We start from the raw sequence: 13,935 nt of genomic DNA on the forward strand, positions 1-13,935 counted from the left end.
GGGGGAGCAGGGTGGACGAGCGCAGCCCCCATCGCGGGGTACGCGGGATTGGTGGGCCGCCCATGAGGCGTGCCTCCCGCGGCGCGCCCACTGCACGTACGGTGAAAGAATGACGAGCCTCGGTGGTGCACAGATGGTCGACTGGAATCTCGCGGTCGCGACCGCGGCCCGGCTCGGGCGGCCGGGGCCGGAAGTCAGCAGGGAGGAAGCCCGCGGCATCGTCGCGGAGCTGCGGCGCCACGCCAAGGTGTCCGAGGAGCACGTACGCGGCTTCACCCGGCTGGCCCCCGCCAACCCCGAGGTGGCGGACACGCCCGTCCTGGTGGTGGACCGGCCCGGCTGGGTACGGGCCAACGTCGCCGGCTTCCGCGAACTGCTCTCGCCCCTGCTGAGCAAGGTGGAGGAGCGCCGCACCGGCATGCCCGGCGGGGCGGTGCTGGGCGCGGTCGGCGGCAAGGTCACCGGCGTCGAGGTCGGGATGCTGCTGTCGTTCCTCTCCTCCCGGGTGCTGGGCCAGTACGAGACGTTCGCGCCCGCCGGCCGCGATCTGCCGGGCGGCGCCGACGGCGGCGGCCGACTGCTGCTGGTGGCGCCGAACATCGTGCACGTGGAGCGCGAGCTGGAGGTGGACCCGCACGACTTCAGGCTGTGGGTGTGCCTGCACGAGGAGACGCACCGCACCCAGTTCACGGCGGTGCCCTGGCTGCGCGACCACCTGCGCATGGAGATCCAATCCTTCATGGAGCAGACCGACATCGACCCCTCCACGCTGCTGGAGCGGCTGCGCGAGGCCGTCCAGTCGTTGTCCGGCGGCAAGCCGGGCGAGGGCCAGGAAGGCGAGGGCGCCGAGCAGCCGGAGGGCGAGGAGGAGCGGCCCAGCCTCGTCGAACTGGTGCAGACCCCCGCGCAGCGCGAGGTGCTGGGCCGGCTGACGGCCGTGATGTCGCTGCTGGAGGGGCACGCCGACTACGTGATGGACGGGGTGGGCCCGCAGGTCGTCCCGACGGTCACGGAGATCAGGGAGAAGTTCCAAAAGCGCCGCGCCACCGGCGCCGGCCGCCTCGACCTGGCGCTGCGCAAGCTGCTGGGGCTGGACGCGAAGCTGCGGCAGTACCGGGACGGGGAGCGGTTCGTGCGCACGGTGGTGGACGAGGTGGGCATGGAGGGTTTCAACCGTGTGTGGACCTCCCCGAACACCCTTCCGACCAAGGCGGAGATCGCCAAGCCCGCGGAGTGGATCGCGAGGGTGCACCGGAAGACCGATTGAGGCGAGCGGAAGCCTCTCCAATCACCCTTCCGAGGGACCGTGCGGGCGGGGTGCGCGTGCGATGCTCGGGGAATACGGTCCGTCTCTGTCACCATCAACACACGCAGCGTGACAGCAATCGGCTTCGACACCACACCCCCCGGATCCGCGGAAGCCCCCTCCGCGATCGGCGCAGATCCCTGACGAGGAAGTGAATCGGACATGGGTCCCCACCCCGCGGTCGCCGCAATACGCCTGGCGGTCCGCCGCACACTCCACGACGTGCTCAGCGCGCACGACATCAGCGCACCCGACGTCAGCACCCACGGCGTCAGCGCACAGGGCGCCGGCACGCACGGCGTGCGCAGCGCACAGCTGACGGCAGCCCCCCAACCCGCCGCCCCCCTCCCCACCGAGCCGCCGCCACCGCTCGTTCTGGTGGCCTGCTCCGGCGGCGCCGACTCCATGGCACTCGCCTCCGCGCTCGCCTTCGAAGCTCCCCGCCTCGGCCTGCGCGCCGGAGGCGTCACGGTCGACCACGGCCTGCAGCCCGGCTCCGCCGAACGCGCCCAGGACGTCGCCGACCGCCTCACCGGCCTCGGCCTGACCCCCGTCGAGTCGATCGCCATCCAGGTGGGACGGACCAACACCGGCCCCGAGGCAGCCGCCCGCGAGGCCCGCTACGCCGCGCTGGACGCCGTGGCCGAACGGCACGGCGCGGCTGCCGTGCTGCTCGGGCACACCCGCGACGACCAGGCGGAAACGGTGCTGCTCGGCCTCGCTCGCGGCTCCGGCACCCGCTCCCTGTCCGGCATGGCCGCGGTATCCGGGCCCGGCGGACGCTACCGCCGCCCGTTCCTGGCCATCGATCGGCAGACCACCCGCAAGGCGTGCATGGTCCAGTCCCTCCCCGTATGGGACGACCCGCACAACACCGACCCCGCCTACACCCGCTCCCGCGTCCGCCACGAGGCGCTGCCCGCACTGGAGAAGGCGCTCGGCAAGGGCGTCATCGAGGCGCTGGCCCGTACGGCACAGCTGTCCCGGGACGACGCGGACGCGCTCGACGCCTGGACCGACGAGGCCGAACGCGCCGTGGTGCGCACCCCCGGCAGCACGCCCGCCGACGAGGCCGGGGTGCCCGACCAGGCCGACGGCTCCCCCCAGCCCGGCCGCCCCGGCACCCGGTCGGACGGCGCGCACGCCACGCCCGGCGCCGACGGGACCGTCGAACTCGACGTCGTCCGGCTCTACGCGCTGCCCCCCGCGGTACGGCGGCGGGTACTGCGACGGGCCGCGATCGAGGCCGGCTCACCGGCCGGGTCGCTGTTCGCCCGGCACATCGAGGAGATGGACCGCCTCATCACCGCCTGGCGGGGCCAGCGGGCCCTCAACCTCCCCGGGCGTGTGGAGGTCGCACGGCAGGGTGGCAGACTGGTCATCCGGCACGGCTCACCGAACTGACCGGCGCCCCGGTACCGACCGGGGCGGACCGGAGCGCCGAACGGCGGCCCTGCCGACCGGACCGCGACGAGCGAGAGCAGCACGGGTGGACGAGAAAGACATGGGCACCGACCTGCAGTCGGTGCTGGTCAGCAAGGAAGAGATCGACGCGAAGCTGGCCGAGCTGGCCGCGCGGATCGACGCGGAGTACGCGGGCAAGGACGTGCTGCTGGTCGGGGTGCTCAAGGGCGCCGTCATGGTGATGGCGGACCTGGCACGGGCCCTGTCCACCCCGGCGACCATGGACTGGATGGCGGTGTCCTCCTACGGTGCCGGAACCCAGTCCTCCGGTGTGGTGCGGATCCTCAAGGACCTGGACACCGACATCAAGGGCAAGCACGTCCTGATCGTCGAGGACATCATCGACTCCGGGCTGACGCTGTCCTGGCTGCTGTCCAACCTCGGCTCCCGCGAGCCGGCCTCCCTCAACGTGTGCACACTGCTGCGCAAGCCGGACGCCGCCAAGGTGGCGATCGATGTGAAGTGGGTCGGGTTCGACATCCCCAACGAATTCGTCGTCGGCTACGGGCTCGACTACGCCGAGCGGTATCGGAACCTGCCGTTCGTCGGCACGCTGGCCCCGCACGTCTACGGCGGCTGAATCCGCGGGCGTACGGGCGTGCGGGCCGGGAACACAGGGCCGGTGCCCCTCGTTGCAGCAACGGAGGGCGGTGTAGTTGACCGTCCTCGGCGGCGCCGGGTGACAATGCTGGGGTACCGTCCGAAGGTCAGGCTTTTCAACTCACTGTGGCAGGAGGGACGGGGCGCACGCGCTCCGTATGGATGGACGTGAAGCGATACTTCCGCGGGCCGGTCATGTGGATCGTGCTGGCCGTCCTTGCCGTGGTCGTGTTGATGCAGGTCGTCGGCTCGTCCGGCGGCTTCAAGACGGTGGACACCGGCCAGGTCGTACAGGCGATCCGACAGGACAAGGTGAAGTCCGCAGAGCTCACCACGGGCGACGAGCAGATCGTCAAGCTCGAGCTCAAGGACGGCGCCAAGGTCGAGGACAGCGACAAGATCAAGGCGAGCTACATCGACGACCAGGGCGTCGACATCGCCAAGGAGCTTCAGCAGAAGTACGACCAGAAGGAGATCCCCAAGGGGTACACGGTCGCGCCGCAGAAGCAGAACCCGTTCGTCGGGATGCTGCTGACCCTGCTGCCGTTCGTGCTGATCATCGTCGTCTTCCTGTTCCTGATGAACCAGATGCAAGGTGGCGGCTCCCGGGTCATGAACTTCGGGAAGTCCAAGGCCAAGCTCATCACCAAGGACACCCCGAAGACGACCTTCTCCGACGTGGCCGGCTCCGACGAGGCCGTGGAGGAACTACAGGAGATCAAGGAGTTCCTGCAGGAACCCGCGAAGTTCCAGGCCGTCGGCGCCAAGATCCCCAAGGGCGTGCTGCTCTACGGCCCGCCCGGCACCGGTAAGACACTGCTGGCCCGCGCCGTCGCGGGCGAGGCAGGGGTGCCCTTCTACTCGATCTCCGGCTCCGACTTCGTCGAGATGTTCGTCGGTGTCGGCGCCTCCCGGGTGCGCGACCTGTTCGAGCAGGCCAAGTCGAACGCCCCGGCCATCGTCTTCGTCGACGAGATCGACGCCGTCGGCCGCCACCGCGGCGCCGGCATGGGCGGCGGCCACGACGAGCGCGAGCAGACCCTCAACCAGCTGCTGGTCGAGATGGACGGCTTCGATGTGAAGGGCGGCGTCATCCTGATCGCCGCCACCAACCGGCCCGACATCCTCGACCCGGCGCTGCTGCGGCCGGGCCGCTTCGACCGGCAGATCGCCGTCGACCGCCCGGACATGCAGGGTCGCCTGGAAATCCTCCAGGTGCACCAGAAGGGCAAGCCGATGGCGCAGGACGTGGACCTGAGCGCGGTCGCCCGCCGCACTCCGGGCTTCACCGGCGCCGACCTGAGCAACGTGCTGAACGAGGCCGCGCTGCTCTCGGCGCGCAGCGACCAGAAGCTGATCGACAACAAGTCCCTGGACGAGGCGATCGACCGCGTCGTGGCCGGACCGCAGAAGCGGACCCGGATCATGAGCGACAAGGAGAAGAAGATCACCGCGTATCACGAGGGCGGACACGCCCTGGTCGCGGCGGCCTCACCCAACTCCGATCCGGTCCACAAGATCACCATCCTCTCCAGAGGCCGGGCGCTCGGCTACACCATGGTGCTGCCCGACGAGGACAAGTACTCCACCACCCGGAACGAGATGCTCGACCAGCTCGCCTACATGATGGGCGGCCGGGCGGCCGAGGAACTGGTCTTCCACGACCCGACCACGGGCGCGGCCAACGACATCGAGAAGGCGACGGCCACCGCACGGGCCATGGTCACCCAGTACGGCATGACCGAGCGGCTGGGCGCCATCAAGTTCGGCTCCGACCAGTCCGAGCCCTTCCTGGGCAAGGAGATGGCCCACCAGCGGGACTACTCCGAGGAAGTCGCCGGACTGGTGGACGAGGAGGTCAAGAAACTGATCGAGACGGCGCACAACGAAGCCTGGGAAATCCTGGTGGAGAACCGCGACGTCCTCGACAACCTCGTCCTGGCCCTGCTGGAGAAGGAGACGCTGAACAAGGAGGAGATCGCCGAGATCTTCACCCCGGTCGTCAAGCGGCCGGCGCGTCCGGCCTGGACCGGCTCCTCGCGGCGCACCCCGTCCACCCGGCCCCCGGTGTCGGCCCCGCCCGCGGCGCTGACCAACGGCAACTCCAACCCGAACCTCGGCAAGGAGATCGGCCCCCGCGACTCGGACGCCATCGTCGAGCCGGTGGACCCGGAGAACGGATAACCGCAGGTCGGTGGGGGTAACCTCCCCGCCGCGGAATGTCAGCCGCGCCCCTCGGGTTACCTTCGAGGGGCGCGGCTTTCCGCTGTGTACGCGACAGCGCCGAGTCAGTCACGGACCGTACGGACCGTGCGGGCTCGACGGCTGTGCAAGTCGAGGAACGAGGACCAGATGACCGACCCGGTGACCCTGGACGGGGAGAGCCCGATAGGCACGTTCGACGAGAAGCGCGCCGAGAACGCGGTACGCGAACTGCTGATCGCCGTGGGCGAGGACCCCGACCGCGAAGGACTCCTGGAGACCCCGGCACGGGTGGCACGTGCCTATCGGGAGATGTTCGCGGGCTTGCACCAGCGCCCCGAGGACGTGCTGACGACGACGTTCGACCTGGGCCACGACGAGATGGTCCTGGTCAAGGAGATAGAAGTCGTCAGCCAGTGTGAACACCACCTGCTGCCGTTCCACGGCGTCGCACACGTCGGCTACATCCCGTCCGCCAGTGGCAAGATCACGGGTTTGTCCAAGCTCGCCCGCCTGGTCGAGGTCTTCGCCCGCCGTCCGCAGGTGCAAGAGCGCCTGACGACCCAGATCGCCGACTCGCTGATGCAGATCCTGGAGCCTCGCGGCGTCATCGTGGTCATCGAGTGCGAGCACATGTGCATGTCCGTCCGTGGCGTCCGCAAGCCCGGAGCCAAAACCACAACCTCCGCGGTCCGCGGTCAGCTCCGCGACGCGACGACCCGGGCCGAGGCCATGAGCCTGATCCTGGCCAAGTAGGGCCCCTCCGCGCCCTGCCGCGCCTAGGCTTCGGCCATGGGCGGAGGATTACCGAGCAGACAGACCGTGAACGCGGTCGATGGGCGGGTGCGCGCCCGGAACGTGGCCGTCGGTGACCGACTGCGGACGCTGGAGGGCTCCTCCTCGACCCGGTCAGTGGTCAGTTCGGTGACCGTGCGCAAGGAACGGGAGCTGGTCACCGTCATCACGGATCACACGGAATTCGATGCGGCGCCGGACCAGCCGCTGAGCACTTCGAACGGCTGGGTGCCGGCGGCCGAGGTCGCGGGCGCTCGCCTCGCTTGGACACCCGCCCGCAAGCTTCACCGCCGCAGGTTGACGGTCGTGCCCGGGTACCCGCTCGGCTACTTCGTCGGCGCCACCTGCGCCGATGGCACCGTCGGACACAACTACGTCTCGCTGGTCGTCAACGACGGAGCCTTCGCCGCCCGCTATGCCGAAAGCCTCCGCGCCGCTGTGGGCCTGCCCGCCCGACTCGAAGCGGTGACACGCCCTTCCGGCTATCTGCAGCGGGATGTGCCCGGCTTCCGGGTCAGGGTGGTCTCCTCCTACCTGGCCGACCTCGTCCGACAGTACGTGGGAGGGGATCCGCACCACCTTCGGCAGGCGTTTCCGCGCGTGGTGCTGCGCGACCGGGAGACGTTCGACGGCTTTCTCGACGGCTATGCGGACGGTGACGGCTGCCGGATGCCGCGTTGGCGTGGGAGAACGCTGGTCAGCGCCAATGTGCCGTTTCTTCGGGAGCTGGCTTCTGTCATCGGCGCCCGGTTCACTCCCGCCTCCCAGGGGCTCGCCTCGCATCTGTGCGTCATCGACAGATGGGCTGATCGGGGGACTTTCGTCCCCGAGCAGCATCCACTCCCACTGGACGAGAGGGAGTGGGTACGGGTCCGGGCGGTCAGGCCACGGCGTGCGAGCGGGGCCAAGCCGTTCACGCTCTACGGCTTCCGGCTGCAGCCTCACCGGCACTTTCTGGTGAACGGGCACCTCTGTGGTGCGGTGTGACCGGATCCCGGTCGGCGGTCAGGCTGCGGCTGTGGGGGGATTGTTCTCGTCGTCGTCCTCGGGGAGGCGGCAGATGCGTTCGAGGAGGACGGCTGCCGCTATGACGGCGATGCCGGCCACCACGGCGAGGCCCGCGTAGAGGGCCTGGGAGGCGCGGGCCGGGATGTCGGCGCGTTCGGTGATCAGGAAGAGGGCCGTACCGCCGTACATGCCCGAGACCAGGGCGGCGACCAGGGCGCTGGCCTGGCCGAAGAGGACGGCGCGGGCGGCCATCATCGGATCGACGCCCTTGGCGCCCGGCTCGCGCTCCCGCTGGGCCTTCAGCCGGGCGCGCAGCGAGAGCGCGGTGGCCAGCAGGACGGCGGCGATGGCGCCGAGCACGACGGGAGCGGCGAAGGGCACCCCCGGCAGCGTGCCCAGTGCGTCCCACAGCCGCGCTCCGCTCCAGGAGAGGACCCCGGCGACGACGAAGACCGCCGCCAGGGTGCGGATACGGAGTTGGTTCATCGGGTTTCCACCTCGGGGGTGCGGTCCGGGCGTCGGGTGGGGAGAAAGCCGGGGCGAAGCGGGAAGGGCGCCCGTGGGCCGCGGTGGGAAGAGGGGCACGGACCGCGCAACGCTCAGGCGTGCAGGCTGAGTTCCAGGTCGGGGCGGGCGGTGATGCCCTCGGTGCCGAGTTCGGCCAGCAGTTCCTCGACGCTGCCGTGTCCCGGGACCTCGGCCGCGGGGTCGACGTCGCGCCACGGGACGAGGACGAAGGCCCGCTCGTGCGCCCGCGGGTGGGGGAGGGTGAGCTGGGGGTCGTCGGAGACGACGCCCTGGTAGGCGACGATGTCCACATCGATGGGGCGCGGTCCCCAGCGCTCCTCGCGTACCCGCTCCAGTGCCTCCTCGATGGCGTGGCCGCGTTCGAGGAGGGAGCCGGGCGGCAAGGTGGTCCGTACGACGACGACGGCGTTGAAGTAGGACGGCTGGCTGTCCGGTGCGACGCCCCACGGTTCCGTCTCGTAGACCGGCGAGACGGCCGTGACCTTCAGACCGGGGGTGTCGGCGAGCGCATCGACGGCGCTCTGCAGCGACTCCAGGCGGTTGCCGAGGTTGCTGCCGATCGACAGGACGGCGGTCTTCGGGTTGTGCAGGGTCGTGTCGGCGGCGTCCACCTGCTGCACCACGGAGGCGGGCACCGGCTGTACGGTCGGGTCACTGTTCGGCGTCATGCGCGGCTCCGCTTGATAGTGATGGTCACGTCTTCGAAGGGGACGGCGATCGGCGCGTCCGGCTTGTGGACGACCACCTCGACCTCGTGCACGGCCTCGTGCCGCAGGCAGGTGTCGGCGATCCGCTGGGCGAGCGTCTCGATCAGGTCGACGGGCTCACCCTCGATGACCGCCACCACCTCCTCGGCGACGACGCCGTAATGGACCGTACGGGACAGGTCGTCGCCTTCGGCGGCCGGTCGCGTGTCGAGGCCCATGTCGAGGTCCACGACGAAGGTCTGTCCTTCCTCGCGTTCCCTTGCGAACACGCCGTGATGCCCACGCGCTGCGAGGCCGCGCAGTGCGACGCGATCCACGCCATCACTCCTGTCGGTCGTACGGACACGGACACGAATACGGGTAGGAGTACGAATTCGGACACGAACACGGTGCAGCCGCCTCGCGGCACCGGATCGAATCTACCCGCCGTGCTCAGCGGCTCGCGCCGCCGCCTACCCCACAGCGCCCGGGGTCACTCGCGCATTCCCGGTCCCGTCCCCGATCGAGTGCTCCACGGGCGGGGTGCGGGGCGGGGCTACAGCTCGATGTCGCCCTGGCCGAGGTCGCCTTCGCCCTCGCCGGGACCGTCCCCGTCCTCGTCGTCCTGCTCGACCAGGACCGGCGAGCCGTGGTGCGACCACAGCTTCCACTCGCCGTCCTCGGTGCGGCGGAAGAGGTTGGTGGCCACCACCAGCCCGCCGACCAGTGGGCCCGCGGAGCCGTCCGCCTCGGCGGGGCCGCCGCTGAGGATGTTCTCCGTGCAGCTGACCAGCGCCGTGTCACCGAGTACGGAGATCTCCACATCGGTCAGGAAGAACTGGACGTACTCGGTGTTGGCCATGATCAGGGCGTACGAGCGCAGCACCTCGCCGCGCCCGGTGAGCACCGGCCAGCCGGGGTGGACGACGCGGACGCCGTGTTCGCCCTCGCCGCCTTCCGGGTCGGCCGGATCGTCGGACTCCTCTCCCAGCCACATCCGGGAGAGGGCTTCGATGTCGCCGCGTTCCACCGCGTCGTAGAGGGCGGTGTTGGCGGCCTCGACCGCCTCGATGTCCGTACGGGCGCCGCTCACGTCGCTGCCTCTGTCTCTGCCGGTGTCTCTGCCTGGGTGGTCGTCGGCTGGGGGAGGGCGGGCAGGGCTTCGGCGGCCGACCGGACGGCACGTACGACCCGGACGGCGTCCGCGCTGGCCCGTACCTCGTGGACGCGTACGGCCCAGGCGCCCTCGCGGGCCGCCAGCGTGGTCACGGCTGCCGTGGCGGCGTCGCGCTCGCGGGCGGGCGGTGGGGGAGCGCCCTTCTCGTCGGACAGCACCCGGCCCAGGAACCGCTTGCGGGAGGCGGCGACCAGCATCGGGTGGCCCAGTTCGGCGGTCAGCCGGGGCAGCGCCGCGATCAGGGCGAGATCGTGCTCGGCGCGCTTGGCGAATCCCAGGCCGGGGTCGACCACGATGCGGGCCGGGTCGACACCGCCCTCGACGGCGCGGTGGACCGACTCGGTCAGTTCGGCGAGGACTTCGCCGACGACATCGGTGTAGACGGCGCGGTTGTTCATGTCGATGCTCTGGCCGCGCCAGTGCATCACCACGAACGGGACGCCCGCCTCGGCGACGGCGGGCACCATCTCCGGGTCGGCCTGGCCACCGCTCACGTCGTTGACCAGGACGGCACCCGCCGCCACGGCCTGTGCCGCGACCGAGGCCCGCATGGTGTCGACGCTGACGACGACGCCCTCACCGGCCAGCCCGCGGACCACGGGCAGCACGCGCCGCAGCTCCTCGTCCTCGCCGACCCGTGCGGCGCCCGGGCGGGTGGACTCACCGCCGACGTCCACGAGGTCGGCGCCCTGTGCCACCAGATCGAGTCCATGTTTGATCGCGGCCTCGGTGTCGAACCATCGCCCCCCGTCCGAGAACGAATCGGGGGTCACATTGACCACACCCATCACAGCGCAGCGGTCCCACTCGGGGAGGCCGTCCACGCGGCCACGCGTTCTCGCACCCATGCGCCCAGGGTAGGCGCCACGCCTTCGCGGGGCGGGACCGCCACCTGGTGGCCGCACCGTCCCGGCAGGGGCCCCTCCCCTCACCGGCCCTCTCGCGCCGCCGCAGGGCCCGTCACGGGGTGCCTCTTACGGGGTGCCTCCTCCATGCTCCGGGGCGGCTCTCCCGCGCTCCGGGGTGGTCAGCCAGCGGTCCGGGAGCGCCGTGCGGCGGCCCGTGCGGGAGCGGTCGGCCTGGGCCTCCAGGAGGGCGAGGGCTTCGTCCGCGTCGCGGAGCCGTGCCGTCGTGGCCCCGTTGGCGCCGTGGTCCACGCTGATGTCGGCCAGGCCGTGCCGGCGCTCCCACGGGCCCTGGGAGAAGCGCACGCTGAGCACCTTGGCGTGCGGGACCAGTGTGGTGCGCCGGGTGACCAGCCCCTCGCGGGTGACGAAGGCGCCGGGGGTCACCCCGTGCCCGTAGCCGCGCCGGACCACCGGGGCGCACCAGCGTGCCCGCAGGGGTGCGGGGGTGACCGCGGCGACGGCGGCGTCCGGGTCGACCCCGGGCAGCGCCCGGGTGAGCACGTCCAGGGCGTCCTGCCGGGTCGCGACGGGCACGAGCACGCCGCCCCCGTCGTCGTCCTTGCCGACGCCGGCGATCTCCAGATCGACCCGCACCCAGCCGCGCCGCCGCCACAGCAGCGGCTCGACGATCCGTACGGCCTGCACCCGACCGGGCGGTACCGTCGCGTGCCGCCGATCCAGCAGGCCCGAGTCGAGCCGCAGTCCGTCCGGGGACTCGGCCACGGTCCAGTCGAACTCGCGGACGACCCGTCCGGCGCTCGCGGCCCAGCAGCCGCCCGCCAGGGGCACGGCCGCCGCCAGCACCGTCCACACGTTCTCCGTCGCCAGCCACAGCAGCGTCGGTACGGCGAGCAGCGCGGCCAGCGTCCCCCATCCGGCGCCGAGCAGCAGCACGCTGGTGATCAGGGTGCGTGCCGGGACCCGTAGCAGCTCCCGGGAGGGCGCCTCCCCCGCCTCGGGAGCGGCGTCGGGCGCGATGCCCGCCGCCCGGGCCAGCAGCTCGGCGCGCAGGGCGACGGCCTCCGGTTCACCGAGGTAGGCCAGTTCGTCCTTGGTGTCGGTGCCGACCGCGTCCAGCTTCAGCTTGGCCACGCCGACGACCCGGGCGAGCAGCGGACGGGAGATGTCGACGGCCTGGATACGGTCCAGCCGGATGTGCGCGGCGCGGCGGAACAGCAGCCCGGTGTGGATGCGCAGCTCGGTCTCGGTGACCAGGTAGCTGGTGCACCACCAGGACAGGAAGCCGTAGCCGGCGGCCACCGGCAGCAGCACCAGCAGGCCCAGCCCCACCCAGCCCGCGGTCAGCTGCTCGGACCACTCGCGGGCCTGCCGGAAGTCGTGCGCGGCGAAGGCCAGCAGCGCGGCGAGCGGCGCCCAGGCCCGCCGCCAGGGCGTGATCGGGTGCAGCCGGTTCCCCTCGGGCCGGCGCGGCAGGAAGCGCGGCCCGGCGGTGTCCGGCCGGTCCGCGGTCACAGCCCTGCCGAACGGGCCTCGCCCAGCTCGGTGAGCCGGTCACGCAGCCGTTCGGCCTCCGCGGGGCCCAGCCCCGGAATGGTGGCGTCGGTGGTCGCGGCGGCCGTGTGCAGCTGGAGGCTGGCCAGCCCGTAGCGCCGCTCCAGCGGCCCCGAGGTCACCTCGACCAGCTGCATCCGCCCGTACGGCACCACCGTCGTCTCGCGCCACAGCACGCCGTGCGAGATGAGCAGGTCGTCGGCGCGCTCCGCGTACCGCCACGAGCGCCAGTTGCGGGCCAGCGCGCCCCATCCCCAACCGGCCGGCACCAGCGGCAGCAGCGCGAACAGCGCCCAGACCGGGCCCGCCGTCAGTGCGAGCAGGACTCCCAGCGCCACGGCGAGCGGCAGCAGCCAGCCCAGCAGCACGAGTCTGCGCAGCGGCAGCAGCGCCCGCTCGACGCCGCGCCATTCGGGGCCCGGACCGGTCGGTTCCGCCGATGTGGGGTCGGTCATGTGTTCAGCGTACGAGCGGGCGGCAGGAGGCCTTGTCCGTCTGGAGGAGGAAGCTGACAGGATGAGCGTCATGACTCAGACGGAGACGACCGTCGGTATCGGCGGTGCCGCGGAGAGCACCGACATGGTGCTCAACATCGGCCCGCAGCACCCGTCCACGCACGGCGTGCTGCGGCTGCGGCTGGTTCTGGACGGTGAGCGGATCGAGCATGCCGAGCCGGTGGTCGGCTATATGCACCGGGGCGCGGAGAAGCTCTTCGAGGCGCGCGACTACCGGCAGATCATCGTGCTCGCCAACCGCCACGACTGGCTGTCGGCGTTCTCCAACGAGCTGGGCGTGGTGCTCGGTGTCGAGCGGATGCTCGGCATGGAGGTGCCCGAACGCGCGGTGTGGACCCGCACCCTGCTCGCCGAGCTTAACCGGGCGCTCAACCATCTGATGTTCCTGGGCTCCTATCCGCTGGAGCTGGGCGGCATCACGCCGGTCTTCCACTCCTTCCGGGAGCGCGAGGAGCTGCAGAACGTGATGGAGGAGGTCTCCGGCGGCCGGATGCACTACATGTTCAACCGTGTCGGCGGTCTCAAGGACGACCTCCCGGCGGGCTGGCGGGACCGGGCCAGGCAGGCGGTGGCGGCCGTCCGCAGCCGGATGGACACCTTCGACAAACTGGTGCTCGGCAACGAGATCTTCCGGGGCCGCACCCGGGACGTCGGCGTCCTGAGCCCCGAACTGGTGCACGCGTACGGGGTGAGCGGGCCGATCGCCCGGGCGTCCGGCGTCGATTTCGACCTGCGCCGCGACGAGCCGTACCTCGCCTACGGCGAGCTGGCGGATGTGCTGAGGGTGAGCACCCGGCAGGAGGGCGACTGCCTGGCCCGCTTCGAGGTGCTGCTCGACCAGACGCACAACTCCCTGGACCTGGCCGACGCCTGTTTGGACCGGCTCGCCCAGCTGCCGCCCGGCCCCGTCAACCAGCGGCTGCCGAAGGTGCTCAAGGCCCCGGAGGGCGCCACCTACACCTGGACGGAGAACCCGCTGGGCCTCAACGGCTACTACCTGGTCTCCAAGGGGGAGAAGACACCCCACCGGCTCAAGCTGCGCTCGGCCTCCTTCAACAACATCCAGGCGCTGACCCAGCTGCTGCCCGGGACGCTGGTCGCGGACATGGTCGCCATCCTGGGGTCGTTCTTCTTCGTGGTGGGCGACATCGACAAGTAGGCCGACGGCGACACGTGGGCCGACGGCGACACGTGGGCGCAGACCGGACCGGGGCCGAGCGGGGTCCCGGTCCCG

14 protein-coding genes are annotated in these 13,935 nt (G+C 71.3%); 7 read left to right on the plus strand and 7 right to left on the minus strand.

Features of this window, described 5'->3' with window-relative positions; genetic code table 11:
• Window positions 1-109 precede the first annotated feature (109 nt).
• The 6 genes from JW613_RS30650 (at window position 110) to JW613_RS30675 (ending at window position 7,354) form a co-directional block, all read left to right on the plus strand.
• The gene (locus tag JW613_RS30650; RefSeq protein WP_209214142.1) at window positions 110-1,267 is read left to right on the plus strand and encodes an Rv3626c family coenzyme F420 biosynthesis-associated protein; all 1,158 of its coding nucleotides are present in this window, start codon (window positions 110-112) and stop codon (window positions 1,265-1,267) included.
• Between the two features lie 201 nt (window positions 1,268-1,468).
• On the plus strand, window positions 1,469-2,710 hold the full coding sequence (gene tilS / locus JW613_RS30655) for a tRNA lysidine(34) synthetase TilS (protein ID WP_209214143.1): 1,242 nt from the start codon (window positions 1,469-1,471) through the stop codon (window positions 2,708-2,710).
• A 100-nt stretch (window positions 2,711-2,810) separates the two neighbouring features.
• Window positions 2,811-3,350: a hypoxanthine phosphoribosyltransferase gene (gene hpt, locus JW613_RS30660; protein WP_209214183.1), complete on the plus strand. Its 540-nt coding sequence runs from the start codon at window positions 2,811-2,813 to the stop codon at window positions 3,348-3,350.
• 182 nt (window positions 3,351-3,532) lie between these two features.
• Complete coding sequence (gene ftsH / locus JW613_RS30665; RefSeq protein WP_099883299.1) at window positions 3,533-5,554, plus strand: ATP-dependent zinc metalloprotease FtsH; 2,022 nt, start codon at window positions 3,533-3,535, stop codon at window positions 5,552-5,554.
• A gap of 168 nt (window positions 5,555-5,722) precedes the next feature.
• Window positions 5,723-6,328 (plus strand): GTP cyclohydrolase I FolE, encoded by a 606-nt coding sequence (gene folE / locus JW613_RS30670; RefSeq protein WP_099883300.1) that lies wholly within the window; start codon window positions 5,723-5,725, stop codon window positions 6,326-6,328.
• Window positions 6,329-6,394: 66 nt separating this feature from the next.
• Entirely contained in the window at window positions 6,395-7,354 is a 960-nt protein-coding gene (locus tag JW613_RS30675) for a hypothetical protein (RefSeq protein WP_307866108.1), read from the plus strand.
• Window positions 7,355-7,372: 18 nt separating this feature from the next.
• Here JW613_RS30675 and JW613_RS30680 read toward each other — a convergent pair whose 3' ends face one another.
• The 7 genes from JW613_RS30680 to JW613_RS30710 form a co-directional block, all read right to left on the minus strand.
• A complete protein-coding gene (locus JW613_RS30680) occupies window positions 7,373-7,861 on the minus strand; it encodes a DUF3180 domain-containing protein (RefSeq protein WP_209214144.1) in 489 nt (162 codons plus the stop codon).
• 113 nt (window positions 7,862-7,974) lie between these two features.
• Window positions 7,975-8,571 carry a 2-amino-4-hydroxy-6-hydroxymethyldihydropteridine diphosphokinase gene (gene folK / locus JW613_RS30685; RefSeq protein WP_099883302.1) on the minus strand — a complete coding sequence of 199 codons (597 nt, stop codon included), beginning with the start codon at window positions 8,569-8,571 and terminating at the stop codon, window positions 7,975-7,977.
• The gene (gene folB, locus JW613_RS30690) at window positions 8,568-8,927 is read right to left on the minus strand and encodes a dihydroneopterin aldolase (protein WP_099883303.1); all 360 of its coding nucleotides are present in this window, start codon (window positions 8,925-8,927) and stop codon (window positions 8,568-8,570) included. Before folB ends, folK begins: the two co-directional genes overlap by 4 nt.
• Window positions 8,928-9,145: 218 nt before the next feature.
• Entirely contained in the window at window positions 9,146-9,682 is a 537-nt protein-coding gene (locus JW613_RS30695; RefSeq protein WP_099883304.1) for a nuclear transport factor 2 family protein, read from the minus strand.
• On the minus strand, window positions 9,679-10,614 hold the full coding sequence (gene folP, locus JW613_RS30700; RefSeq protein ID WP_245226565.1) for a dihydropteroate synthase: 936 nt from the start codon (window positions 10,612-10,614) through the stop codon (window positions 9,679-9,681). Before folP ends, JW613_RS30695 begins: the two co-directional genes overlap by 4 nt.
• A 126-nt stretch (window positions 10,615-10,740) precedes the next feature.
• Entirely contained in the window at window positions 10,741-12,147 is a 1,407-nt protein-coding gene (locus JW613_RS30705; RefSeq protein WP_209214146.1) for a PH domain-containing protein, read from the minus strand.
• A complete protein-coding gene (locus tag JW613_RS30710; RefSeq protein ID WP_209214147.1) occupies window positions 12,144-12,641 on the minus strand; it encodes a PH domain-containing protein in 498 nt (165 codons plus the stop codon). The genes JW613_RS30705 and JW613_RS30710 overlap by 4 nt, the downstream gene beginning before the upstream one ends.
• A gap of 70 nt (window positions 12,642-12,711) precedes the next feature.
• On the opposite strand from JW613_RS30710, the gene JW613_RS30715 reads away from it, so the two are divergent.
• Window positions 12,712-13,860: an NADH-quinone oxidoreductase subunit D gene (locus tag JW613_RS30715; RefSeq protein ID WP_372448024.1), complete on the plus strand. Its 1,149-nt coding sequence runs from the start codon at window positions 12,712-12,714 to the stop codon at window positions 13,858-13,860.
• Window positions 13,861-13,935 lie beyond the last annotated feature (75 nt).

The organism is Streptomyces smyrnaeus (assembly GCF_017676345.1).
GTDB lineage: Bacteria > Actinomycetota > Actinomycetes > Streptomycetales > Streptomycetaceae > Streptomyces > Streptomyces smyrnaeus.

Coding starts and splice junctions, on each gene's coding strand:
- JW613_RS30650 (WP_209214142.1), top strand. CDS start 110: ATGACGAGCCTCGGTGGTGCACAGATGGTCGACTGGAATCTCGCGGTC.
- tilS (WP_209214143.1), top strand. CDS start 1,469: ATGGGTCCCCACCCCGCGGTCGCCGCAATACGCCTGGCGGTCCGCCGC.
- hpt (WP_209214183.1), top strand. CDS start 2,811: ATGGGCACCGACCTGCAGTCGGTGCTGGTCAGCAAGGAAGAGATCGAC.
- ftsH (WP_099883299.1), top strand. CDS start 3,533: ATGGACGTGAAGCGATACTTCCGCGGGCCGGTCATGTGGATCGTGCTG.
- folE (WP_099883300.1), top strand. CDS start 5,723: ATGACCGACCCGGTGACCCTGGACGGGGAGAGCCCGATAGGCACGTTC.
- JW613_RS30680 (WP_209214144.1), bottom strand. CDS start 7,861: ATGAACCAACTCCGTATCCGCACCCTGGCGGCGGTCTTCGTCGTCGCC.
- folK (WP_099883302.1), bottom strand. CDS start 8,571: ATGACGCCGAACAGTGACCCGACCGTACAGCCGGTGCCCGCCTCCGTG.
- folP (WP_245226565.1), bottom strand. CDS start 10,614: ATGGGTGCGAGAACGCGTGGCCGCGTGGACGGCCTCCCCGAGTGGGAC.
- JW613_RS30710 (WP_209214147.1), bottom strand. CDS start 12,641: ATGACCGACCCCACATCGGCGGAACCGACCGGTCCGGGCCCCGAATGG.
- JW613_RS30715 (WP_372448024.1), top strand. CDS start 12,712: ATGACTCAGACGGAGACGACCGTCGGTATCGGCGGTGCCGCGGAGAGC.